Source organism: Microbispora sp. H10830 (assembly GCF_014161375.1).
In the GTDB taxonomy this organism is placed as follows: Bacteria; Actinomycetota; Actinomycetes; order Streptosporangiales; family Streptosporangiaceae; genus Microbispora; species Microbispora catharanthi.
On sequence record NZ_JABBWX010000001.1, the window covers coordinates 321,350 to 345,281 of the forward strand.

Here is a 23,932-nt window from a genome sequence, read left to right on the forward strand (position 1 = left end):
GCGGCCGCGTCGGCGGCCACGGTGGTGGCGTCCGTGCGCGGGCTCACCCGGCGCTTCGGCGAGCGCACCGTGCTCGACGGCCTCGACCTGACGATCGGGCGGGGCGAGTTCGTCGCGCTCCTCGGCCGCAGCGGCTCGGGCAAGTCCACGCTGCTGCGCGCGCTCGCCGGCCTGGACGAGGAGGTCGAGGGCGGCCTGCAGGTGGACGGCTCGGTGGCCGTGGCCTTCCAGGAGCCCCGGCTGGTGCCGTGGAAGCGGGTGCGCGACAACCTCACGCTCGGCCTGACCGCGCCCGACCCGGCCGGCAGGGCGGAGGTGGCACTGGCCGAGGTGGGCCTGGCCGACCGGGCGCGGGCGTGGCCGCTGACGCTGTCCGGCGGCGAGGCGCAGCGGGCGAGCCTGGCCCGCGCGCTCGTCCGCGAGCCGGGGCTGCTGCTGCTCGACGAGCCGTTCAGCGCGCTCGACGCGCTGACCCGGATCACCGTGCACCGCCTGGTGCTCGATCTGTGGGCGGCGCACGGCCCGGCCGTGCTGCTGGTCACCCACGACGTGGACGAGGCGCTGCTGCTGGCCGACCGGATCCTGGTGCTCGACGGCGGGCGCCTCGCACACGAGTGGACCGTCGCCGCGCCACGCCCCCGGCACCGCGACCACCCCGACCTGCTCACCCTGCGCGCGGCCCTGCTCTCCGCGCTGGGTGTCACCCCGGAAGGACCCGCATGACCAGGAGACCGCTCGCCGCGCTGCTGATCGCCCTGGCGGCCGTCACCACGGCCTGCGCCTCGACGGCACAGGGCGCGTCCGGGGGGAAGGACGGACAGGCCACGGGCCGCGTCACCCTCCGGGTAGGCGACCAGAAGGCCGGGTCGCAGGCTTTGCTCAAGGCCGCCGGGCTGCTCGACGGCACCTCCTACGCGATCACGTGGTCGCAGTTCACCTCCGGGCCGCCGCTGCTGGAGGCGGTCAACGCGGGCGCGGTCGACATCGGCGGCGTGGGCAACACCCCGCCCGTCTTCGCCGCCGCCTCCGGCTCGAAGATCAAGATCGTGGCGGCGTACCGGCAGAGCGCCAAGGGATCGGCGATCCTCGTCCCCGACGGGTCCGCGATCACCTCACCTGCCCAGCTCAAGGGCAGGAAGATCGCGGTGGCCAAGGGCAGCTCGGCCCACTACCACCTGCTGGCGGTCCTGAAGAAGGAGGGCCTGTCCTTCAAGGACGTCCAGCCGCAGTATCTCCAGCCCGCCGACGCACTGGCGGCGTTCTCGTCCGGCACCGTCGACGCCTGGGCCATCTGGGACCCCTTCACCTCGCAGGCCGAGATCCAGCACAAGGCCCGGCTCCTGGTCGACGGCGCGGGCATCGTCAACGGTCTGGGCTTCCAGGTCGCCGCTCCCGCCGCGCTCGACGACGCGGGCAGGCGGGCCGCGATCGGCGACTTCCTCACCCGGCTGGCCAAGGCGCGGAACTGGGCCGCCACCCACCTGGACGAGTGGGCGAAGGTGTGGGCGCGGGAGACCGGCCTGCCGGTCGAGGTGGCGGACGCGGCCGTGGCCAACGCCGTCGCCACCCCCGTCGTGATCGACGACTCGGTCGTCTCCTCCGAGCAGGAGATCGCCGACGCGTTCACCGCCGAGGGCCTCGTGCCGGGCACCATCACGTTCTCCCAGTTCGTCGACGACCGCTTCAACGACGTCGTCAGGAAGGCGCAGCGATGAAATTCCACTGGTTCCTGCCCACCTCGGGCGACGGCAGGGCGATCACCGGCGGCGGGCACGGCCTGCGCCGCGTGCACGGGCAGTCGCCGGCCGGCGCGTTCCGGCCGCCCACGATCGACTACCTCGCGCAGGTGGCCCGCGCGGCCGAGCAGGCCGGGTTCGAGGCGGTGCTCACCCCCACGGGCACCTACTGCGAGGACGCCTGGCTGGTCACCGCCGCGCTGACCCAGGTGACGACACGACTGAAGTTCCTGGTCGCGTTCCGGCCCGGGGCGCTGTCCCCCACGCTCGCGGCCCAGATGGCCGCCACCTACCAGCGGATCTCCGGCGGCCGGCTGCTGCTGAACGTGGTGACCGGCGGGGAGGCGGCCGAGCAGCGGCGGTTCGGCGACCACCTGGGCAAGGACGAGCGGTACGCGCGCACCGCCGAGTTCCTGTCGATCGTGCGCGGCGCGTGGGACGGCCCGTTCGACTTCACCGGCGACTACTACGACGTCGAGGGGGCGACGGTCGCCGAGCGGCCCGACCCCGTGCCCGAGCTGTACTTCGGCGGCTCCTCGGCCGCCGCGGGCCCGGTCGCGGCCCGGCACGTGGACGTCTACCTCACCTGGGGCGAGCCGCCGTCCCAGGTCGCGGCCAAGCTCGACTGGATGCGCGAACTGGCCGCCGCCGAGGGCCGCACGCTGCGCTTCGGCATCCGCCTGCACGTGATCACGAGGGACACCTCCAAGGAGGCGTGGGCGGAGGCCGGGCGGCTGCTCGACCAGATCTCCCCCGAGGACATCGCGTCGGCGCGGGCCGTCCTGTCCCGCAGCGAGTCGGTGGGGCAACAGCGGATGCTCGCGCTCCACGAAGGCTTCCACGGGGGCCTCCGCGGCGGCAGGGTCAGGGACCTGGAGATCCACCCCGGTCTGTGGGCGGGGGTCGGCCTGGTGCGGGGCGGCGCGGGCACCGCGCTCGTCGGCAGCCACGCGGAGGTCGCCGACCTCGTCGAGGAATACGCCTCACTCGGTGTGGAGGAGTTCGTGCTGTCGGGCTACCCGCATGTGGAGGAGGCCTTCTGGTTCGGCGAGGGCGTGCTGCCCGAACTGCGCCGTCGGGGCCTGCTCGGCGCCGGCGAGCCCGTACGGCTGAGCGCCTGAAGGACCGGCGGGCCCCGCGCCGCCGTCACAGGCGGTCGGGGGCCTCGCCGCGCTCGCGGATGAGGGCGGTGAGCTGGGCCACCGCCCGCCGCGATCGTTCCCGCTCGGTGCTCTGGATGCCCATCGCGCCCAGGCTGATCCCGTTGGCGAGATCCAGCTTGGGCCAGGGGTCGCCCTCCACCATGGTGACGTCCAGCACCTCGGCCCACTCGAAGCGGTGGACCCGCAGCGGGTTCACCACCGTGATCCCCTTCTCGTCCGCCCGCACCCGCAGGCGGCCGAGCAGGTGCAGCACGCACGCCACCGCCACGCCGAAGGCGACCATGCCCAGCCGGTCGGGAAGCTTGAACTGCTCCGGCAGGCCGACGGCCAGCAGGATCGAGCCGATCACCATCACCGCCGCCAGGCCGTACGCGATGATCGTCGTGGCGCGGGGCCGCCAGGTGACGGGCAGCGGCGGCGCGCTGTCAGACATGACCACCCCCGCGGGTGGGCACTGCGCGGCGGCGTACGGCGTGCCCGGCCGGCGTGGCCGCGGGCGGATGCTGCGTGATCACCAGTCAAGTCTTCCCGGCTCGGCGCTGCGGATGCGAGCGCTGCGGCTACGAGGTTCGGGCGAGGTCAGCCGGCGAGGCCGCGCAAGAGGAGCGCGGTCTCCAGGGCGGCGATCGTCGCCTCGTACCCCTTGTCCTCCTTGCTGCCCGGCACGCCGGACCGCTCGACCGCTTGATCAAGGGTGTCACAGGTCAGCACCCCGTTGCCCACCGGGGTCGACTCGTCGAGCGAGACCCTGGTCAGACCCGTGGTCACCGAGTCGCAGACGTAGTCGAAGTGGGCCGTGTCCCCCCGGATCACCACGCCGAGCGCGACGACGGCGTCGCAGCGCCGGGCCAGGGCCTGCGCGACCACCGGGATCTCCAGCGACCCCGCCACGCGGGCCGTGACCACGGCCGCGCCGCTGTCCCGCGCCGCCCGCTCCGCCCGCGCCAGCAACTGGTCGGTGATCTTCTCGTGCCACCGGGCGGCGACGATGCCGACGGTCAGCCCGCCCGCGTCCACCGCCGCCGCGTCCGGCCGTCCCTCGCCGCTCATACGCCCTCCTCGCCTGACGGCCCGGAGCCGCCGTGTTCACTGATTCGCTCGCTGCCGTGTTCGCGGATTCGCTCGCTTCGCTCGGTCACGAGGCCTCTTTGCCGAAGTGCTCGCCGTGGATGTCCCGGGGGACGTCGCCCGAGATCTCGTGGCCGAGCCGGTCGCGCTTGGCGGTCAGATACCTCTCGTTGTACGGGTTCATCGCCACCGGCATGGCCTCGCGGCCCAGGACCTTGATGCCGTACCCGTCCATGCCGCGCACCTTGGCCGGGTTGTTGGTGAGCAGCCGCACCGACTTCACGCCGAGGTCGGCGAGCATCTGCCCGGCGTTGGAGAACTCCCTGGCGTCAACAGGCAGCCCCAGCTCCAGGTTGGCGTCGACGGTGTCGCTGCCGTTGTCCTGCAGGCTGTAGGCCCGCAGCTTGGCCAGCAGGCCGATGCCCCGCCCCTCGTGGCCGCGCAGGTACACGATCACGCCGCGCCCGTTCTCGGCGATCACGCGCATGGCCGTGTCGAGTTGCACGCCGCAGTCGCAGCGCAGCGAGCCGAGCACGTCGCCGGTGAGGCATTCCGAGTGCGCCCGGACGAGCACGTTCTCGCCGTCGTCGATGTCGCCGTACACCAGCGCGAGGTGCTCGCCGCCGTCGAGCGCGCTGGCGTAGCCGTACGCGCGCCAGACGCCGTAGCGGTTGGGGATGCGCGTCTCGGCGACCCGGGTGACCATCCGCTCGGACCTGCGGCGGTGCTCGATGAGCTGCTCGATCGACACCAGCGCGAGGTCGTGCTCGTCGGCGAACTCGCGCAGGCGGGGCAGGCGCGCCATCGTGCCGTCGTCGTTGACGATCTCGGCGAGCGCGCCGGCCGGGGTCAGCCCGGCGAGCCTGGCGAGGTCCACCGACGCCTCGGTGTGCCCCGGCCGCACCAGCACGCCGCCCTCGCGGTAGCGCAGCGGGAAGATGTGCCCCGGCCGGACCAGCTCGTACGGCTCCGTGGCCGAGTCGCACAGCGTCCTGATCGTCTTGGCCCGGTCGGCGGCCGAGATGCCCGTCGTCACCCCGTCCCTGGCGTCCACGCTGATCGTGTACGCGGTGCGCAGGCGCTCGCGGTTGTCCTGCACCATCAGCGGCAGGCCGAGCCGGTCGAGCGTGGCCCCCTCCATGCCGACGCAGATGACGCCGCTCGTGTGGCGGATCATGAAGGCGACAAGTTCGGGCGTGGCCTTCGACGCCGCGAAGATGAGGTCGCCCTCGTTCTCACGGTTCTCGTTGTCCACCACCACGACGGGCTTGCCGTCCCTGATGTCGTTGACGGCCCGCTCGATCGGGTCCAGCCTGATCACACTCACGCGGTCACCGCCCGCAACTCGCGCGACTGCCGCAGCCAGCCGCGGAACCCGATCAACACCATGACGAAGAACACCCCGTAGACCAGGCCGGAGACCACGAGCCCGGAGTTGAACGCCAGCGGCACCCCCACGAGGTCCACGGCGACCCAGATGATCCAGAAGTCGACCAGGGCCCTGCCCTGCGCCCAGGTGGCGACCGCGCTGCCGACGAAGATGTACGCGTCGGGCCACGGCGCCCAGGAGATCTTCCAGCCCCTGGAGTTGAGGAAGACGAACAGCAGCGCGACCGCGACCGTCCCGGCGATCATGACGCTGACGAGCGCCACGCGCTCCCGGACGCGCGCCGAGCGGATCGGCAGCTCCGCGCCGCCGCGCGTGCCGCGCGACCACTTCACCCAGCCGTAGATCGCCAGGACGCCGAACAGCGCCTGCTTGAGCGCGTTGCCGGTGATGTGCGCGCTGACCGAGGCCACGAACAGCAGCACGGAACCGACGAGCTGCACCGGCCAGGTCCAGATCGTCTTCCTGATCGCGAGCCAGACCGTGCCCAGCGCGCACACGTTGCCCACCAGGTCGGTCCACAGCACGGGCTTGCCGAACGCGTAGAAGGCCGCCGCGTCGGTCCAGCTCATGCCGCCTCCTCGCCTTCGGCTCGGAATGGCATTCGCCAGACGCTGTGCCTGTTGATTCGCTCGCCGTGCTCGCTCATGCCGAGACCCCCTTGACGGTCGCCGCGGTGAGCCTCTCGACGTATTTGGCGATCACGTCGACCTCGAGGTTGACCGGCTCACCCGGCTTCTTGCGGCCGAGCGTGGTGAGTTCGAGAGTGGTGGGGATCAGGCTGACGGAGAAGGAGTCGTCCGTCACGCCGGCCACGGTGAGGCTGACGCCGTCCACCGCGATCGAGCCCTTCTCCACGACATACCGGGCGAGGTTCGCGGGCAGCGAGAGCCGCACGACCTCCCAGTGCTCCCCGGGCTCGCGCGACAGCACCTCCCCGGTCCCGTCGACGTGGCCCTGCACGATGTGCCCGCCGAGCCGCTGGTCGGCCCGTACGGCGCGCTCCAGGTTGACCCGTGAGCCGGGGCTCAGGGCCCCGAGCGAGGACCGGTCGAGGGTCTCCTTCATCACGTCGGCGGTGAAGGAGTCCCCTTCGGCGTCGGCCACCGTGAGGCAGACGCCGTTGACGGCGATCGAGTCGCCGTGCCCGGCGTCGGCGGTGACGACCGCGCCGCGCACCGTGAGGCGGGCGGAGTCGCCCCGCGGCTCGAGTGCCACGACCTCGCCGAGCTCCTCGACGATTCCGGTGAACATTCAGCTCTCCTTAGGGGACTGCGGGCCGGAGGACTTGGGAGACACAGGGTTTGTAGACACAGGGTTTGCAAACACAGGGGACTTCGGACGCAGGACCAGCTTGAGGTCCGGTCCTACGGGGGTGACTTCGGCGAACTCCAGCCGGTGGATCTCGGTGATCGTCGAGACGCCCGCGGGGCCGAGCGCGGCCGCCCCCGCCCCCAGCAGCGCCGGGGCGAGGTAGCCGACGACCCGGTCGACCAGGCCCTCGCGGAGGAAGGCGCCGGCGAGGGCGGGCCCGCCTTCGATCAGCACGCTCACGACCTGCCTGTCGTGCAGCTCGGCCAGGAGGGCGTGCAGGTCGATCCCGCCGGGGACGCGCGGGAGCCGTACGGCGTGGGGGGACAGGTGGGCGGGGACGGCCGCGTCCTCGGCCACGGCGACCAGCGTCGGCGCCTCGCCGTCCAGGACATGGGCTGCGGCCGGGGTGCGGGCGCCCGAGTCCACGACCACGCGCAGCACGGGCGCCGCGCGCGGAGGGGCGGGGACGCCGGCGTTGAGCCGGACGGTCAGCCGGGGGTCGTCGGCGAGCACAGTGCCGATGCCGGCGACGACGGCGTCGCTCTCGGCCCGCAGGCGGTGCACGTCGGCCCTGGCCTCGGGCGAGGTGATCCACTGGCTGGTGCCGTCCTCGGCCGCCGAGCGGCCGTCCACGGTGGCGGCGAACTTCCAGGTCACGTACGGCCTGCCGGCCCGCACGTAGGTCAGCCAGGCCGCGTTGACCTCCTCGGCCTCGGCGGCCAGCACGCCCTCGTCCACCACGACGCCGTGCCGCCGCAGGACGGCGGCGCCGCCCGCGGCCTTCGGGTTGGGATCGGAGACGGCGACGACGACCCGGGCCACGCCCGCCTCAAGGAGGGCGCCGGAGCAGGGGCCGGTCCTGCCGGTGTGGTTGCAGGGCTCCAGCGTCACGTAGGCCGTGCCGCCCCTGGCCCGTCCGCCGGCCTCGCGCAGCGCCACGACCTCGGCGTGCGGGCCGCCGGCGTAGGCGTGGAAGCCCTCTCCCGCGACCTCGCCCGACGGGTCGAGGATCACACAGCCGACGACGGGATTGGGGCTGGTGCCGCCCAGGCCCCGGGCGGCGAGCGCGATCGCGCGCCGCATATGAAGGATGTCCGCTGAGGTCACCCCGGTCTTCCTCTCGCCGTTGTCTACGGCGGGCCCCGGGGATCGTTAGGGATGCGGCCTCGCATCACCTGCACGGACGGCATCGCTGCCGGCACGGCCGTACGGCCGACCGGCGGCATCACGGCCGCCCGTTCGCGCGCTTCCTCCCATCCGGACTTTCACCGTCGGTCCTGGAATCTCACCAGGTCCACCGGCCGATGGCTTCGGCCGGGTCGCGGACTGTCACCCCTGGGGACAGGGGTGTCACCGCCGGTTCGGAATTACACCGACCCCGGAGCACGCTGCTCTGCTACCCGTCAGTGTAGCCGTGCCCGGCTCGTTGCCCTAGGGCGGGATTGTGGTGATCTGCGGCACACGGTTAACCAGATGCGGTTGGTCTCAACCATGTGCGGGTTGTGTCACAAAGTTGTGACACAAAAGCATTTGTGTAATAAGTAGTGTTCCGTGCCACGTATACCGAGGTCAATGCGGTCGCAGGACACAAGGTGATTTACTTTGCACAACGAAGCAAGCAAGTGGCGAACTACCCGCCTCAAGTGATTGACCCCCGCAAAATTAGTTGCCAGGGTTCCCTATAGTCGGATCTCTTCCGATCGTTAATGGTCCATCCGGGAGCACCGCACCATGACGTTCCCCTCCTCGACCGCGACCGACGCCGCCGCGGAGTCCGCGGACACCGCGGGCACGGCCGGTTCCGGTTCCGCCGTCGTCGGCCGCTCGCCCGGCCAGCTCATGTGGCGCCGTTTCCGGCGCGACAAGACGGGCGTGGTCTCGGCGATCATCGTGCTCGCGTTCTTCCTGATCGCGCTTCTGGCTCCCGTGATTGCGGCGCTGTACGGCAAGGATCCGTACACGACCTACGGCCAGAACCAGCCCGGCCTGCTCAACGAGTTCGGCTATCCCATCGCGCCCAACGGCGGCGTGAGCGGCGATTTCTGGTTCGGGCTGGAGCCGGGCCTGGGCCGCGACGTGTTCACGCAGCTCGTGTACGGCATCCGCACCTCGCTGAGCATCGCGGTCATCGTCACCGTGGTGTCCACGATCATCGGCATCGCGATGGGCATCACCTCGGGCTACATCGGCGGCAAGACCGACTACGTGATCGGGCGGGTCATCGACACGCTGCTCGCCTTTCCCTCGCAGCTCTTCCTCATCGTCTTCCTCCCGGTCGTCGAGGCGGCGTTCGTGCTGCCCGAGGAGGAGACGCCGGTCTGGCTGCGTTACGTGTCCATCTGCGTCGTCCTCACCGTTCTCGGCTGGGCCACGATCGCCCGCCTGCTGCGCGCCCAGGTGCTGTCGCTGCGGGCTCGTGAGTTCGTGGAGGCCGCCCGCGTCACCGGTGCGTCGCCGGCGCGGGTGATCTTCAAGGAACTGCTGCCCAACCTCTGGACGCCGATCATCATCCAGGCCACGCTCGCGCTCCCGCTGTACGTGGGCGCCGAGGCCGGTCTCGGCTTCCTCGGCGTCGGCATGACCGAGCCCACCCCCGACTGGGGCCGGATGTTCCAGGTGGGCGCGAACGTCTACCACTCCGACGTGACCTACCTCCTGTTCCCCGGCGTGTCGATGCTGATCTTCGTCGTCGCCTTCAACCTGCTCGGGGACTCCATCCGCGACGCCTTCGACCCCAAGACAAAGCGCTGACCACGCGCGCTCTCCCCCATAGGAAGGACCACATGAGATCCCACAGCAGGCGGATCGCCTCGATGACGGCCGTGCTCGCGGCGGGCGCGCTGGCCCTGGCCGGCTGCGCCAAGGGCGGAGGGGGCGGAGCGCCCCAGAGCGCGGGGGGCGCCTCCCAGAAGCCGCTGGAGAACAAGGCCGTCAGCGCCATCTCGGTCGGCACCGCGGCCGACTCCACCGGCCCCGCCCCCGAGGTGCAGGGCGCCAAGTCCGGCGGCACGGTCTACATGATCGACCGGGACGACTTCAGCCACCTGGACCCGGGCCGCGTCTACGTGAACTACAACTCCTCGGTGTCCCACCTGTTCACCCGCCAGCTCACCGCGTACAAGCACGACGACTCGGGCAACATCAAGCTCGTCGGCGACCTGGCCACCGACACCGGCACCACCACCGACAACGGCAAGACGTGGAAGTTCACGCTCAAGGACGGCCTGAAGTGGCAGGACGGCTCGCCGATCACCTCCGGTGACATCAAGTACAGCTTCGAGCGCCTGTTCGCCGACTTCATCACCGAGGGCCCGGACTACGCCGAGACCTGGCTGGTCCCGGACCCGAAGAAGCCGTTCCGCGACCAGTACAAGGGCCCGTACGACGGCAAGGAGCTCGACACGATCGAGACTCCGAACGACAAGACGGTGATCTTCCACCTCAACGGGCTGCACCCCGACTTCAACTTCACCGTGGCCATGACCGGCTACGGCGCCGTGCCCAAGGCGCAGGACACGAAGCAGAAGTACGACAAGCAGCCGTTCTCCTCGGGTCCGTACAAGATCGTGAGCCACATCACGGACAAGTCGATGGACCTGGAGCGCAACGAGAACTGGGACCCGAAGACCGACCCGATCCGGCACGCCTACCCGGACAAGTTCCACATGGAGTTCGGCCTTCAGTCGCAGCAGACCACCGAGCGCTTCATGGCCGACGCCGGCAACGACAAGCAGGCGTTCACCTTCCACAACCCGGTCGCGCCCGAGCGCACCCAGGAGGTGCTGAACGACCCCGAGCTGATGAAGCGGTCGCTGCAGGGCCTGACGCCGTTCACGACCTTCTACAACATCAACACCAAGCGGATCACCGACGTCAACGTCCGCAAGGCCATCATCACGGCCTGGCCGTCCAAGCAGATCCAGCAGCTCCAGGGTGGTGAGATCTCGGCCGGCAAGATCGCCACGACGGTCATGAGCCCGACGGTGCTCGGCTACGAGGCGTTCGACCTGTACAACAAGCTCCAGAAGCCCGAGGGCGACCCCGAGGCGGCCAAGGCGCTGCTCGCCAAGGCGGGCAACCCGAACCCGACCGTGGTCTACGCCTACAACCAGACGCCGACCCAGGAGAAGGTCACCGTCGCCATCAAGGAGGCGCTCGGCAAGGCCGGCTTCAAGGTGGTGGCCAAGCCGCTGAACGCGGGCACCTACTACGACGCCATCGGCCCGGTGGACAACAAGTACGACATCTACTGGGGCGGCTGGGCGGCCGACTGGCCGACCGGCTCGACCGCGATCCAGCCGCAGTACGACGGCCGCCTGATCTCCGACAACCAGCCGAACTACACGCACCTCAACATGCCGGAGATCAACGACGCCATCGACAAGGCCAACGCGATCGCCGACGCCGCCGAGGCGGGCAAGGCGTGGGCCGCGATCGACCGGCAGATCATGGACCAGGCCGCGATCGTCCCCGAGTTCTACCAGACCTACTTCGGCCTGTACGGCTCGGGCCTCGGCGGGGTCAAGTTCGACCCGGTCGAGGGCGAGCAGTCGGCGCTCGACATCTTCGTCAAGTAGCAGCAACCCGGGTCCGCCGCCCCTCCGCGGGGCGGCGGGCCCCAGGCCCGTCCCGCCCTCAGGAGCAAGTGCGAGACCATGACCAGCTATCTGGTACGCCGCGTCGCCGGCGCACTCGTGATCCTGATGATCATCAGCGCGATCACGTTCTACCTCTTCTACGCCGTTCCGCGTGACCCCGCCCGGGCGTTCTGCGGCAAGATCTGCCAGCCCGAGACGCTGGCGCTGATCCGGCACAACCTGGGCATGGACGAGCCGCTGTTCGTGCAGTACTGGCACTGGCTGGTCGGCATCTTCGCGGGCCGGGAGTTCGTCCAGTTCGGCTCCTGCCCGGCGCCCTGCCTCGGCTACTCCTTCGCCACCCAGGAGCCCGTCTTCAGCGCCATCGTCGACCGTTTCCCGGTGACGGTGTCGCTCACCCTCGGCGCCTCGGTGGTCATCCTGGCGTTCGGCATCCTCACCGGCATGATCGCGGCCTGGAAGGTCGGGCAGCCGCTCGACAAGATCGCCAGCTCCTCGTCGGTCATCGGGGCCTCGCTCCAGATCTACTTCGTCGGGCCGCTGCTGGCGTTCTACCTGGTGGACACCATGCAGCTGATCCCGCGCCCGTCCTACGTGCCGATCACCGAGAACCCGCTGGACTGGTTCACCCACCTGATGCTGCCGTGGGTGGTGTTGTCGATCATCTTCACCGCCAACTACACCCGCATGACCCGCTCGCAGATGGTCGAGCAGCTCGCCGAGGACTATGTCCGCACGGCGCGCGCCAAGGGCATGTCGAGCCGATCGGTGTTCTTCCGCTTCGCCTGGCGCGGCGCGATGATCCCCATCCTCACGATCTTCGGTGTCGACCTCGCCACGCTCCTCGGCGGCGCGATCATCACCGAGCAGACGTTCAGCCTGCACGGCATCGGCGAGCTGGCCGTACGCGCCGTGCAGAACACCGACCTGCCGATGCTGCTCGGCGTCACCATCGTGGGCGCGGCGGCGATCGTCCTGCTGAACATCGTCGTGGACGTGCTCTACGCGTTCATCGACCCGCGGGTCCGCCTGAGCTGAGCCCCGCCTATCACGTCGAACGCCCAACCAAGTCGAACCGGGAACTGGAGCAGCAAGTGACCACCGTGTCGTGGAGCGGCGAGCCGGGGACCTCGCGCGGCCCCGGGCCGTTCCTGTCCGTCCGCGACCTGAGCGTCGAGTTCAGCACCGAGGACGGCATCGTGCACGCCGTCGACGGCCTGTCCTTCGATCTGGAGAAGGGCACCACGCTCGGCATCGTCGGCGAGTCCGGATCGGGCAAGTCGGTGACCAACCTCGCCATCCTCGGCCTGCACGACCCCGCCCACACGAAGATCGGCGGGGAGATCTGGCTGGAGGACCAGGAGCTGATCTCCGCGGGCCGCGGCACGATGGAGAAGCTCCGCGGCAACCGCGTCGCCATGATCTTCCAGGACCCGCTCACCGCGTTGTCGCCGTTCCACACGATCGGCCGGCAGATCGGCGAGGTCTACCGCAAGCACAAGGGCGCGAGCAAGAAGGAGGCCCGCGACCGGGCCGTCGAGATGCTCCGGCGCGTGGGCATCCCCCAGCCGGAGACGCGGGTGGACCACTACCCGCACGAGTTCTCCGGCGGCATGCGGCAGCGCGCGATGATCGCGATGGCGCTGGTGTGCGACCCCGACCTGCTCATCGCCGACGAGCCGACGACCGCGCTCGACGTGACCGTGCAGGCGCAGATCCTCGACCTGCTCAAGGAGCTTCAGCAGCAGTTCGGCACCGCGATCATCCTGATCACCCACGACCTCGGCGTCGTGGCCGGCACCGCCGACAACGTCCTGGTCATGTACGCCGGGCGGGCGGCCGAGCGCGGCACCGTCCGCGAGGTGCTGCGCGAGCCGCGCCACCCCTACACCTGGGGCCTGCTGTCGTCGATGCCGCGCCTGAACTCGTCCGTGGACGTCCCGCTGAGGCCGGTGCGCGGCACTCCCCCGAGCATGCTGAACCCGCCGTCCGGCTGCCCGTTCCACCCGCGCTGCGACTACCCGAAGCTCGCCGGGCCGGAGCTGTGCTTCAACCAGCGGCCGTCGATCTCCCCGGAGACCGGGCACGGTGACGCCTGCTACCTCACCCTCGAGCAGAAGAGGGAACTCCGCACCGCGAAGACCGAGGACCGCGCATGAACGAGACGCTGCTGGAGCTCAAGGAGCTGGTCAAGCACTTCCCCGTGCGGGGCGGCACGCTGATCAAGCGTCAGGTCGGGGCCGTCCACGCGGTGGACGGCGTCGACCTCACGGTCGGCGCGGGCGAGACCGTCGGTCTGGTGGGCGAGTCGGGCTGCGGCAAGTCCACCACCGGCCGCCTGGCGGCCCGCCTGCTCGAACCCACCTCGGGCAAGATCCTCTACCGGGGCCAGGACATCAGCCACAGCTCGCGCAAGCGGCTCAAGCCGATCCGCCCCGAGATCCAGATGATCTTCCAGGACCCCTACAGCTCGCTCAACCCGCGCCAGACCGTGGGCACGATCATCCGCGGGCCGATGGAGGTCAACGACATCAACCCGTCCGGCGGGCGCAAGAAGCGGGTCCAGGAGCTGCTGGAGATCGTCGGCCTCAACCCCGAGCACTTCAACCGCTTCCCGCACGAGTTCTCCGGCGGTCAGCGGCAGCGCATCGGGATCGCCCGGGCCCTGGCGCTCGACCCCAAGCTCATCATCGCCGACGAGCCGGTGTCGGCGCTGGACGTCTCCATCCAGGCCCAGGTGGTCAACCTGCTGCAGGAACTGCAGCGTGACCTCGGCATCGCGTTCCTGTTCATCGCGCACGACCTCGCCGTCGTACGGCACTTCTCCCAGCGCGTCGCCGTCATGTACCTCGGCAAGATCGTCGAGATCGGCGACCGCCAGTCGATCTACGAGCGGCCCCGGCATCCGTACACGCACGCCCTGCTGTCGGCCGTGCCCGAGCCGGACGTGTCGAGCGAGCCGCGCGAGCGCATCCGCCTGGCCGGCGACGTGCCCTCGCCGATCAACCCGCCGTCCGGGTGCCGGTTCCGCACGCGCTGCTGGAAGGCCCAGGACAAGTGCGCCACCGAGGTGCCGCCCCTGGTCAGGCTCAGCGGCAACCGCGAGGGTCACCTGACCGCCTGCCACTTCCCCGAGGCGCCCACCACGCAGGGCGAGGACGTGGTCCTCGACCCCGCCCTCGCCTGACGCGAGCCACGGGTTCGCAGCCGGTGAGTGAGCCCGCCGATCGGACGCTCGCCTCGTCAGGCCGTGCCGTACGGCACGGCCTGACGGACCGGCAAGAAGGCGGCTTTCCCTGGCAGGGGGGCGTCCGCTCAGGCGGGCGGGGTGGCCCGCTCGGCGAGGCTCCGGAGTTCCGCGACGGCGCGGGCGGGGTCGTCGGCGCCGTAGACGGCGTTGCCCGCCACGAAGACGTCGGCCCCGGCCTCGGCGCAGCGTTCGATCGTCTCCACGGAGACGCCGCCGTCGACCTGGAGCCACACCTCGCCGCCGTACTTGTCGATCAGCGCCCGCGCCCGCGCCAGCTTCGGCAGCACGATGTCGAGGAAGCGCTGCCCGCCGAAGCCCGGCTCGACGGTCATGACGAGCAGCATGTCGATCTCGGGCAGCAGGTCCTCGTACCCTTCGACGGCGGTCGCCGGGTTCAGCGCCAGACCGGCCCGCGCCCCCGCGGCACGGATCGCCCGCAGCGTACGCACGGCGGCCTTGGCCGCCTCCGCGTGGATGGTGACGCTGGCGGCTCCCGCCTCCGCGTAGTCCGGTGCCCACCGGTCCGGGTCCTGGATCATGAGGTGGCAGTCGATCGGCGTCGAGGTGGTCTTCAGCAGCGACTCGACGACCGGCAGGCCGAGCGTCAGGTTCGGCACGAAGTGGTAGTCCATCACGTCGACGTGGAGCCAGTCGGCGACGTTCTCCACCCGTGCGGCCTCGTCGGCGAGGCGGGCGAAGTCTGCGGACAGGATGCTGGGCGAGATCTGAACGGCCATAGTGCCTGCAGTCTATTTCGCCCGGGCGTCCGTCCCGCCCCCTCCCCCGGCGGCCCGGACGGTCAGGCGACGGGCAGTCGCTGGGCGCCGGACGCCGCTGTTCACCGGCGGAGCACCGCGCACGCCGGTGCAGCGGAGCGTGATCTCGACATCTTTCGCGTAGCCGGGCCTCACGGGTTGGATGTGTCCGCTTGGACTTCAGGGGCGAGCTGCCGACGATGCGGTGGCGAGGCGGTGGATTCGTCGCTCTGCTGATAGTCGGTGAGGTCGCGCAGGTGCCGGATCGACGAGGCCAGCAGGACCAGCGGTATGCAGACGGCCGGGGCGACAAAGATCATCAGGGTGACCCGGCCGCCGAGCACCCCGGCGATCAGTCCGGCGAGCAACCCGCCGATCGGGATCGCACCCCAGGAGACGAAGCGGACCGTGGCCATCACCCGAGGCAGCAGGTCGGGCGGGCTGGCGATCTGCCGGTACGTGCGGGTCACCACACTGAGCATCACGACGCCGGCGGCGAATACCACGTTGCCCGCGGCGAAGGCGGCGAAGCCCCGCCAACCGGTGCCGAGGGGAACGACGAGCGCCCCGGCGACCGCGACGAAGCCGGCGACGATCAGGGCGCGGGCGGTGCCGAGCCTGGCCGTGACCTGGTTCGTCAAAGCCGCGCCGATCAGCGTGCCGACGCCGTCCGCCGCCAGCAACAGGCCGACGAGGCCGGGTTCGGCGTGCAGCTCGCGTACGAGGTACAACGCGTAGAGCGCGTGCTGTGCCCCGCAGACCGTGTTGGCCGCGGTGGCGGCCCACATGCACGGACCCATGACCGGGTGGTGCACGACGAAGCGCCAGCCTTCGCGGATCATCGCGCGCACCGGTGGCCAGCGGTCGGGGGCCTCTGCCCGGCGTTCGGGCAGGGTCCGCAGCAGCAGGGCTGAGACAAGGTAGCCGGCCCCGTCGACGAGGAGGGTGGGCACCGCCCCGAGCACCTGGACGATGAGGCCGCCGACCGACGGCCCACCGAGCTGAGTAGTGGCGTGGGTGCCGGACGTCAGGCTGTTACGGGACTGCAACTGCTCCTTGCTCACGATCGACGGCAGGAAGGTCGAGTTGGCGACGTCGAAGACGACGTTCGCGAAGCTCGTCACGAGGGCCACGATCACCAGCTGGGCGATCGTCAGCCGGTCCAGCCACCAGGCCGGCGGGATGGAGACGACCGCCGCCGCGCGGGCCAGGTCGGCGCCGACCTGAACCCTTCGCATGGGGAGTCGCTGCACCACCACCCCGGCGGGCAGGCCTATCACGATCCAGGCGACGTAACCGGCGGCGGCGATCACGCCCATCTCGAGCGCGGAGGCGTCGAGCACCGTCAAGGCCGTCAGCGGCAGCGCCACCGCGCCTACCGCCGAGCCGACCGCGCTGGTCGTGCCGGCCGTCCACCACCGCCAGAAGACGCCCGCCCCACCCCCACTGTCGATTCCCATCCCGGCGCCTCCCCGAGTAAGTTCCAGAATGGAACGCACTATACTGGAGGATGTGAAGCGCGCCGATCTGCCCGACTCCGACTGCGGTATCGCACAGGCGCTCGGAGTGATCGGCGACTGGTGGACGTTCCTGATCGTGCGGGACGTCGCGGGCGGCACCACCCGCTTCGACAGCCTTCAGCGTGAGCTCGGCGTCAGCCGTCGAGCTCTGACCGAACGCCTGGCCAGGCTCGTCGAACACGGGGTGCTCGAGAGGCGGCCCTATTCCGATCGCCCGCCGCGCTACGACTACGTGCTGACCGCGAAGGGTGAAGGCCTGCTGCCGGCGCTCATCGCCCTGCAGGATTGGGGCGCCAGACATGTGATGGGCGATGGGGCGCTGACCGCGACCAGCGAGGACGGGTCCGCCGAGAGCCGTCGCGTGCACGAGCTGGTCGACCGGAAAATGCCGGAGGTCGTGCTGGAACGACATGACGGCGAGCCGGTCACGCCCAACGCGGCGGGCGTCTGGACCGTGCTCTACTTCTTCCCCGGCGCCTTCGCCCCGGGCAGTCAGGGCTACCCACCCGGTTGGGCCGACATCCCGGGGACGAAGGGGTGCACTTTGGAGGCTCTCACCTACGCGTCACGGTGTGCCGACTTCGAGGCGGCGGGTGCCACGATCCGAGGCGTGAGCACCCAGCGCCCCGACCAGTTGGCCGCCTTCGTCACGCACGCGAGGTTGCCCTACCCCCTCCTGTCCGACCAGGACAGCAAACTCGCCGCTGGACTGCTGCTGCCGACCTTCCGAACGGCCGGCGTCGACCGCTTCAAGCGCCTCACCCTGTTGGTCGACCCCGACGCGATCATCCGGGCGGTGCAGTTTCCGATCAGCGATCCGGCCGGTTCGGTGGATGAGATGCTCGCCCTCGTCCGCGGTCGATGACAACGATCCGCGCCTTCGTCGCCCATCGCGCGCCTGCTCTTCACCGTCGCCCAAGAGATGCTCGGCTCCGCGCGCGGCGGGCGGCAACTGTCAGGAGCGGCGCAGCAGCGCCAGGAACATCGCGTCCGTGCCGTGCCGGTGCGGCCAGAACTGCGCGTACGGGCCGTCGCCGAGGCCGGGCACCTCGGGCAGGTACGCGCGGGCGTCCAGCACCTCGACGCGGTCGCGCACGTCCTCCACCACCGCGCGGGTCTCGGCCAGGTGCGGCGAACAGGTCACGTACGCCACGACACCGCCCGGACGGACGGCCTCCAGCGCCGAGCCGAGCAGCCGCCGCTGCAGCGCGGTGAGCTCGGGGATGCTCCGGGGATCGCGCCGCCACCGGGCCTCCGGCCGCCTGCGCAGGGCGCCGAGCCCGGTGCAGGGGGCGTCGAGCATCACCCGGTCGAACGCGCCGGGCCGCCAGGCGGGCCGCGTGCCGTCGGCCGTGATCACCTTCGCCTCGCGGGTAGTTCCCCACACCAGCCGGGCGCGGTGATACTGCACGTCGGCGCCGAGCAGCCGGGCGCCCCGCTGCGCGGCCACCGCGTCGAGCAGCCCGGCCTTCCCTCCGGGGCCGGCGCACATGTCCAGCCAGGTGGAGTCCCGGTCGAGCGGCACGCGGGTCAGCGCGAGCGCGACCAGCTGGCTGGCCTCGTCCTGCACCGCGGCCCGCGCCTCCCCCACCGCGGGGATGGAGCCCGGGTCGCCCTCCGGCAGGTAGACCGCGTACGGCGAGTAGGCGGCCCGCTCGGCCCCGGCCGCGACCAGCTCCTCCACCGTGGCCCGTCCCGGCCGCGCCACCAGCGCCACGCGGGGCCGTTCGTTGTCGGCCTCCAGCAGGGCGGCCGCCTCGTCCACGTCCCCGCCCACCGCGTCGCGCAGGGCGGTGACGATCCAGCGCGGGTGGCTGTAGGTGACCACCAGGTTGCCGACCGGGTCCTGCGCCCGCGGCGGGGCGACGATCTCCAGCCACTCCTCCAGCGTGCGGCCCGCGACCTTGCGCAGCACGGCGTTGGCGTAGCGGGACGGGCCCGGCCCTACGCGCAGCCGTACGAGGTCGATGGTGGCGCTGACCGCCGCGTGGGGCGGGATCCGCGTGCTCAGAAGCTGGTGGACGCCGAGACGCACCGCGTCGAGCAGCGGCGGGTCCACCTCCTCCGGCGGCCGGTCGCTGCACGCGGCGATGACCTCGTCGTAGGTCCCGAGGCCGCGCAGCGTGCCGTACGCCAGCTCGGTGGCGAGGGCCGCGTCGCGTCCCGTGATGCGCCGCTGCCGCAGCAGGGTCGGCATGAGCAGGTTGGCGTAGGCGTCGCGCTCGTCGACGGCCCGCATCAGGTCGTAGGCGGCGTTGCGCGCCTCGTCGCGGGGCGGGCGCCCGCGGCCCTGCCTCGGCTGCCCGGCCTTGGCCGCGTGCGCGGCCTGCCCGCCGCGGCCCGCCCTGCCGCCGTGTCCCGGACGGCCCTGCCCTGTGCCGCCACCTGTGCCGCCACCTGTGCCGCCACCAGTGCCGCCACCAGTGCCGCCGCCCTGGCCGCTCCCCTGGCCGCGCCGCCCGCCGCCGCCCTGACCTCTGCCCTGCTTCACGGTGTCACCCTCGACCCTGCCACCTTCGACGCTGCCGCCTACGACCCTGTCACTCGCTGATCCGCCGCCTTCGGCTCCGCCGCTCACCGGGACGGCTCCGGTTCAGCGGCCCACTCTCCGCTACCCGCCATGCCGTCCGCCCGGCACGGTACCGGGGCCGGGATCCCGGCGGGCAGGGCCCTTCAGACCAGGGTCTCACCGTCCGCGAACCGGACGCCGCGGCCCCATTCGGCCGCACTCATCTGCCGCTTGCCCTGCGGCTGCACCTCGCCGAGCTCCACCGGGTGAGTGCCGGTCCCGACGAGGACGGCCTTCCGCGTGGCCGCGATCTCTCCCGGGGCGAGCTTGTCCGCGTCGGGCGCGAGCCGCACCGGGCCGATCTTGACCCGCTGGCCGCGGAACTCGGCCCACGCACCAGGAGCCGGAGTGCAGGCCCGCACCAGCCGGTCCACCCGCATCGCGGGCGCGGCCCAGTCGATCCTGGCGTCCTCGACCGTGATCTTCGGGGCCAGGCTGACGCCGTCCGCCGGCTGCGGACGCGCCTCAAGCGTGCCGTCCTCGACGCCGTCGAGGGTGGCCAGCAGCAGGCCCGCCCCCGCCTCCGCGAGCCGGGCCAGCAGCGCGCCGCTCGTGTCGTCCGGACGGATCCGCTCGGTGAGCACGCCGAACACCGGCCCCGCGTCCAGCTCCTTCACGATGCGGAAGGTCGAGGCGCCGGTGACGTCGTCGCCGTGCAGAACGGCGTGCTGCACGGGCGCCGCCCCGCGCCAGGCGGGCAGCACGGAGAAGTGCAGGTTGATCCACCCCTGCGGGGGGATGTCGAGCGCCGCCTGCGGCAGCAGGGCGCCGTACGCGACCACGGGGCAGCAGTCGGGGCCGATCGCCCTCAGCCGGTCGAGGAACTCCGGGTCTCCGGCCTTCGCCGGTTTGAGCACCTCGATCCCCGACTCCTCCGCGAGCTGGGCCACCGGGCTGGGGTGCACCTTGCGTCCCCGGCCCGACTGCGCGTCCGGCCGAGTCACCACGGCCGCCACCTCGTGGCGGGGCGAGTCCAGCAGGGCGCGCAGCGACGGGAGCGCGGTGTCGGGCGTGCCGGCGAAGACCAGGCGCACTACAGGGCCCTTCCCTGCGTGGCGTGCGGCGAGATCTTCACCACCGGCGCCGACAGGCCGCTCCACTCGGCCTCGCGGATCGCCTTCATGGCGAGCTTGCGCTGCTTGGCGTCCAGCCGGTCGATGAACAGCACGCCGTCCAGGTGGTCGGTCTCGTGCTGGAAGCAGCGCGCCATGAGGTCGGTGCCCTCGATCGTCACCGGCTCGCCGTGCATGGTGAAGCCCTTGGCCACCGCCCTGATCGCGCGGGGCGTCGGGAAGGTCAGACCGGGGAAGGACAGGCAGCCCTCCTCGCCCTCCTCGTCCGTCTCGCCGCCGAGGTCGAGTTCGGGATTGATGAGGTGCCCGAGCTGATCGTCCACGTAGTAGGTGAACACGCGCAGGCCGACGCCGATCTGCGGCGCGGCAAGGCCCGCGCCCGGCGCGTCCATCATCGTGTCGGTCAGGTCCTTGACGAGCTTGCGCAGTTCCTTGTCGAAGTCGACCACCGGCTCGGCCGGAGTGCGCAGCACCGGGTCGCCGAACAGGCGGATCGGCTGAATGGCCAAGGGTTGGCTCCGTTCACGTCACGTACACGAGGAGGATCACCCCAGTCTACGGGCGTGAACGCACCTTCATCGCCGTCTTCCTGGCGGTCTTCGCGATCAGCGGATCGGGGTGGTGCCTGCCGAGCATCTCCAGCACCGCGAGGGCGTCGGGATGGTCGGCCCGGCCCATCTCGGGCACCAGCGTGAGCAGATCCTCGCCGAGGAGGTCGAAATGGGCCACCGAGTCGACCGGCGCGCCGATGTAGAGCAGGGCGGCGAGGGTGTCCACCGCCACCCAGGCCCCGTCACCCTCGCCGAGGGCCGGCGCCTCCAGGTCCCGCACGCCCAGCCAGGCCGCGGCGTAGCGCCACATCATCGGCTCGTCCAGGGCCTCCCGCACGGCCTGCGCGGCCTCCGGGCCCAGCTCCTCGAGCACGGTCCCCGCGGTGCCGCGCTGGGCGGCGTTGCCCGACGCGGCGATCTTGATGAGCTCGCGCGCCGCGTCCTCCGGCACCCGGCGCTCCAGCCACAGCGTGGCGGCGCTGGCGGAGGCCCGGCCGGTCAGCATGGCGTCGATGAGGTCGGCGGCGCCCAGCTCGGCGAGCGCGGCCACCTCGCCGAGCGACGGCGCGTCGTGGCCCTCCCTCAGCAGGTCGCGGCGCACGGCCCACACGCCCGGCTGGGTGAGCCGGACGAGCTCCCCGCTCAGCTCGATCAGCCCGCAGTACTCCAGCAGCGCCATGGCCGCCGCCAGCTCCCCCGGCAGGGTCATCCGCAGCCGCCGCAGGTCCGCAGGCCGCGCCTCGCAGCCCACCTCGTGGGCCTGGAGGATGCCGCCGGCCAGGGCGGCGAGCGGCATGCCCTCACGCACCGAGTAGATCGTCGCGAGGATCTCGGTGAGGTGCTCGTCGACGACGGCCGACCCGGTCAGGCCCTCCTCGGTCCGGTCGAGCACGTCCATGACCACGCCGTCCCAGAACTCCATGGGGTCGGGCACGCCGGGCCCGGGGCGGGCGCCCTGCCGCGTGACCTCCACGAGACGGCCGTTGACCGCGACCACCCACAGCAGACGCAGCCTGGCTGCTTCCAGGCCCAGCTCGGCGACGACCGCCTCGGCCTCGGCGGGGTGCGGCAGCCCCTGCTCGGTCACCTCGCACACACCCCGGGGAGAGGCGGCGCACCGGGCCCCGACCCACTCGGCGATGCGGCGGGCGTCCCGCACGAGCGGGACCTCCCGCACCGCGTGGACGAGCTGCTCGTCGGGGGCGATGTCGACCGGCGGGAAGGTGAGCACGTCGCTGTCGGCCATTCCAGCAACTTACTGCACAGCAGTCACCTGATGCCCCGCGAACGAGCCTTGAACGCCGCTTTCCGGGCGGCTTTGGCGGCCGCCTGGTCCGGCAGCGTGCTGCCGAGCAGTTCGAGAACCTCGACCACGTCGGGGTGGTCCACCCGCCACATGTCCTCGATCAGATGAGCGGGCGGCCCCGAGGCCGCGATGTTCTCCGCGAAACCCTCCGGGTCGGCCTCGGCGGCGGGCAGCGCGAGCGCGAGCATGTCGACGCTCACCCACAGGACCTCCTCGGGGGTGAGCGCGGGCGCGTCCAGGCCCCGCGAGGACAGCCAGTGGATGGCGTGCGGGCGCAGTTCGGCGTCGTCCAGGTAGGACCGCACGACCGGCGCCGCCTCGACGCCCAGCCGGTCCACGATGGTCACGGCGACCCCGCGCACCTCCGCCGGGGCGCCGGCCACGGCGGCGAGCAGCTCCGACGCCGCCTGCTCGGCGGTGCGCCGCGACAGCCACTCGGCGATGTCCCGCTCGGCCGCCTCGTCCGCCGTGCCGTCGCCGATCAGGCCGGCGATCAGCCCGCTCGCGTCGCCCTCGGCCGGTGCGGGCGCGAGCGGCGCGTCCAGGCCCATGCCGGCGTACACCTCCCGCAGGCCCCACAGGGCGTGCGGGGTCAGGGCCAGGCCGTCCTCGGTGCGCTGGACCGTTCCCGCGTACGCCAGAGCGCTCAGCGCCTCGTCCAGCCTGCCGACCGGCCGCCCGGCGGCCACTTCGCGCAGGTAGTCGGCGAGCGCGTCCACCGGGACGGGCGACTGCAGCCGGTAGAGCAGGTCGTGGATCTGGGACATCCCCTCGTCCACCACCGCCTCCCCGGTGAGCGGCACGGACCTCTCGACGAGGAACTCAAGCGCCGACCGCCACAGGTCGAGCAGCTCGTCCTCACCGCGCGCGTCCAGCTCACGGAAGTCCCCCGCGACCACGACGGCCGTGCCGTCGAGCCGGGCCAGGCCCAGGTCGAGCGCGAGACGCCACGCCGGTTCCGGACACTCGACGCCGAGCTCGGCCGTGCACGCCCGCGCGTCCCTGACCCGCAGCGACCGGCGCGTCGTCACCGTGCGGCCACCCTCCACCAGCCACGTCACCACCCGGTGGGCGTCGCGCAGCAGCGGCACCTCGCGCACGGCCAGCGCCACCTCCTCGCGCGGCGCGAGCCGTACGGGCGGCAGGGGCGCGCAGCCGGGGCAGTCGCACTCGTCGCCGTCCTCCGTGCCCTGTGCCCCCGCCCCCTGGGCCGCGTCGAGCTCCAGGGAGTCGGGCCCGATGGCGCTGAACAGGCTCTTGGCCATGCCGAACTTGGACGTGTCCGCGAGCGCCTGCGGCATCTCCGGCTCGATGCGGTCGATGGTCTCCCGCATCCGGGCGGCCGTCTTGCTGCCGATCTCGCCCGTGTCCAGCAGGAACTCGACCAGTGTCCGCGCCGCGGCGACCGTCTCCGGCGCGCTCTCCGGCGGCGCGATGACCTTGCGCGGATAGATTTCCAGCAGGAGCTCCTCGAAGGTGCCCGGCCGGAAATCGCCCAGTTCGTTCACCTCCAGGTAGTCGCTGGCGTAGTCGCACAGCAGACGTACCTCGTCGACGTCGACCTCGACGTTCCGCTCGCGCCCCCAGGCGCGCAGGCCGTCGACGGCCCGGTTCACCCATTCGATCGACACACAGGCACGCT

The 23,932-nt window shown here is 71.7% G+C and carries 22 protein-coding genes and 1 riboswitch; of the genes, 9 read left to right on the plus strand and 13 right to left on the minus strand.

Features of this window, described 5'->3' with window-relative positions; genetic code table 11:
- Positions 1–21 precede the first annotated feature (21 nt).
- The 3 genes from HHX35_RS01470 to HHX35_RS01480 are packed head-to-tail and all read left to right on the plus strand — an operon-like array spanning position 22 to position 2,857.
- Entirely contained in the window at positions 22–723 is a 702-nt protein-coding gene (locus HHX35_RS01470) for an ABC transporter ATP-binding protein (RefSeq protein ID WP_310738895.1), read from the plus strand.
- Positions 720–1,715: an ABC transporter substrate-binding protein gene (locus HHX35_RS01475; protein ID WP_182897228.1), complete on the plus strand. Its 996-nt coding sequence runs from the start codon at positions 720–722 to the stop codon at positions 1,713–1,715. Before HHX35_RS01470 ends, HHX35_RS01475 begins: the two co-directional genes overlap by 4 nt.
- Positions 1,712–2,857 carry an LLM class flavin-dependent oxidoreductase gene (locus tag HHX35_RS01480; RefSeq protein WP_182897229.1) on the plus strand — a complete coding sequence of 382 codons (1,146 nt, stop codon included), beginning with the start codon at positions 1,712–1,714 and terminating at the stop codon, positions 2,855–2,857. Before HHX35_RS01475 ends, HHX35_RS01480 begins: the two co-directional genes overlap by 4 nt.
- A gap of 25 nt (positions 2,858–2,882) precedes the next feature.
- Here HHX35_RS01480 and HHX35_RS01485 read toward each other — a convergent pair whose 3' ends face one another.
- From HHX35_RS01485 to ribD, 6 genes are all read right to left on the minus strand, one after another.
- Positions 2,883–3,332 carry a PH domain-containing protein gene (locus HHX35_RS01485; protein WP_182897230.1) on the minus strand — a complete coding sequence of 150 codons (450 nt, stop codon included), beginning with the start codon at positions 3,330–3,332 and terminating at the stop codon, positions 2,883–2,885.
- 146 nt (positions 3,333–3,478) lie between these two features.
- On the minus strand, positions 3,479–3,949 hold the full coding sequence (ribH, locus tag HHX35_RS01490; RefSeq protein ID WP_182897231.1) for a 6,7-dimethyl-8-ribityllumazine synthase: 471 nt from the start codon (positions 3,947–3,949) through the stop codon (positions 3,479–3,481).
- 85 nt (positions 3,950–4,034) lie between these two features.
- On the minus strand, positions 4,035–5,294 hold the full coding sequence (locus HHX35_RS01495; protein ID WP_182897232.1) for a bifunctional 3,4-dihydroxy-2-butanone-4-phosphate synthase/GTP cyclohydrolase II: 1,260 nt from the start codon (positions 5,292–5,294) through the stop codon (positions 4,035–4,037).
- Positions 5,291–5,926, minus strand: coding sequence for a nicotinamide mononucleotide transporter family protein (locus HHX35_RS01500; RefSeq protein WP_182897233.1), 636 nt, complete (start codon positions 5,924–5,926; stop codon positions 5,291–5,293). The genes HHX35_RS01495 and HHX35_RS01500 overlap by 4 nt, the downstream gene beginning before the upstream one ends.
- Before the next feature lie 73 nt (positions 5,927–5,999).
- Entirely contained in the window at positions 6,000–6,608 is a 609-nt protein-coding gene (locus HHX35_RS01505; protein WP_182897234.1) for a riboflavin synthase, read from the minus strand.
- A complete protein-coding gene (ribD, locus tag HHX35_RS01510) occupies positions 6,609–7,775 on the minus strand; it encodes a bifunctional diaminohydroxyphosphoribosylaminopyrimidine deaminase/5-amino-6-(5-phosphoribosylamino)uracil reductase RibD (RefSeq protein WP_310738839.1) in 1,167 nt (388 codons plus the stop codon). It lies immediately after the preceding gene.
- Between the two features lie 132 nt (positions 7,776–7,907).
- A riboswitch (FMN riboswitch) is annotated at positions 7,908–8,059 on the minus strand.
- Between the two features lie 340 nt (positions 8,060–8,399).
- Here ribD and HHX35_RS01515 point away from each other — a divergent pair.
- The 5 genes from HHX35_RS01515 to HHX35_RS01535 all read left to right on the plus strand — a co-directional run bounded on the left by HHX35_RS01515 (position 8,400) and on the right by HHX35_RS01535 (position 14,453).
- A complete protein-coding gene (locus tag HHX35_RS01515; protein WP_139574459.1) occupies positions 8,400–9,419 on the plus strand; it encodes an ABC transporter permease in 1,020 nt (339 codons plus the stop codon).
- Between the two features lie 32 nt (positions 9,420–9,451).
- On the plus strand, positions 9,452–11,245 hold the full coding sequence (locus HHX35_RS01520) for an ABC transporter substrate-binding protein (protein ID WP_182897235.1): 1,794 nt from the start codon (positions 9,452–9,454) through the stop codon (positions 11,243–11,245).
- Positions 11,246–11,323: 78 nt separating this feature from the next.
- Entirely contained in the window at positions 11,324–12,304 is a 981-nt protein-coding gene (locus HHX35_RS01525) for an ABC transporter permease (RefSeq protein ID WP_139574461.1), read from the plus strand.
- Positions 12,305–12,360: 56 nt separating this feature from the next.
- A complete protein-coding gene (locus HHX35_RS01530; RefSeq protein WP_285783311.1) occupies positions 12,361–13,425 on the plus strand; it encodes an ABC transporter ATP-binding protein in 1,065 nt (354 codons plus the stop codon).
- A complete protein-coding gene (locus HHX35_RS01535; protein ID WP_139574463.1) occupies positions 13,422–14,453 on the plus strand; it encodes an ABC transporter ATP-binding protein in 1,032 nt (343 codons plus the stop codon). Before HHX35_RS01530 ends, HHX35_RS01535 begins: the two co-directional genes overlap by 4 nt.
- Before the next feature lie 128 nt (positions 14,454–14,581).
- Here HHX35_RS01535 and rpe read toward each other — a convergent pair whose 3' ends face one another.
- The gene (gene rpe / locus HHX35_RS01540; RefSeq protein WP_182897236.1) at positions 14,582–15,253 is read right to left on the minus strand and encodes a ribulose-phosphate 3-epimerase; all 672 of its coding nucleotides are present in this window, start codon (positions 15,251–15,253) and stop codon (positions 14,582–14,584) included.
- 170 nt (positions 15,254–15,423) lie between these two features.
- On the minus strand, positions 15,424–16,731 hold the full coding sequence (locus HHX35_RS01545) for an MFS transporter (protein WP_182897237.1): 1,308 nt from the start codon (positions 16,729–16,731) through the stop codon (positions 15,424–15,426).
- A 52-nt stretch (positions 16,732–16,783) separates the two neighbouring features.
- Between HHX35_RS01545 and HHX35_RS01550 the strand changes: the two genes are divergently transcribed.
- Positions 16,784–17,656 carry a winged helix-turn-helix transcriptional regulator gene (locus HHX35_RS01550; protein WP_182897238.1) on the plus strand — a complete coding sequence of 291 codons (873 nt, stop codon included), beginning with the start codon at positions 16,784–16,786 and terminating at the stop codon, positions 17,654–17,656.
- Positions 17,657–17,746: 90 nt separating this feature from the next.
- Here HHX35_RS01550 and HHX35_RS01555 read toward each other — a convergent pair whose 3' ends face one another.
- The 5 genes from HHX35_RS01555 to HHX35_RS01575 all read right to left on the minus strand — a co-directional run bounded on the left by HHX35_RS01555 (position 17,747) and on the right by HHX35_RS01575 (position 23,921).
- A complete protein-coding gene (locus HHX35_RS01555) occupies positions 17,747–19,030 on the minus strand; it encodes an RsmB/NOP family class I SAM-dependent RNA methyltransferase (RefSeq protein WP_220504976.1) in 1,284 nt (427 codons plus the stop codon).
- 434 nt (positions 19,031–19,464) lie between these two features.
- Positions 19,465–20,394, minus strand: coding sequence for a methionyl-tRNA formyltransferase (gene fmt / locus HHX35_RS01560; RefSeq protein WP_182897240.1), 930 nt, complete (start codon positions 20,392–20,394; stop codon positions 19,465–19,467).
- On the minus strand, positions 20,394–20,942 hold the full coding sequence (def, locus tag HHX35_RS01565; RefSeq protein WP_139574469.1) for a peptide deformylase: 549 nt from the start codon (positions 20,940–20,942) through the stop codon (positions 20,394–20,396). Before def ends, fmt begins: the two co-directional genes overlap by 1 nt.
- A 46-nt stretch (positions 20,943–20,988) precedes the next feature.
- The gene (locus tag HHX35_RS01570) at positions 20,989–22,230 is read right to left on the minus strand and encodes a hypothetical protein (RefSeq protein ID WP_182897241.1); all 1,242 of its coding nucleotides are present in this window, start codon (positions 22,228–22,230) and stop codon (positions 20,989–20,991) included.
- 23 nt (positions 22,231–22,253) lie between these two features.
- Complete coding sequence (locus HHX35_RS01575; RefSeq protein WP_182897242.1) at positions 22,254–23,921, minus strand: hypothetical protein; 1,668 nt, start codon at positions 23,919–23,921, stop codon at positions 22,254–22,256.
- Between the last annotated feature and the right edge of the window lie 11 nt (positions 23,922–23,932).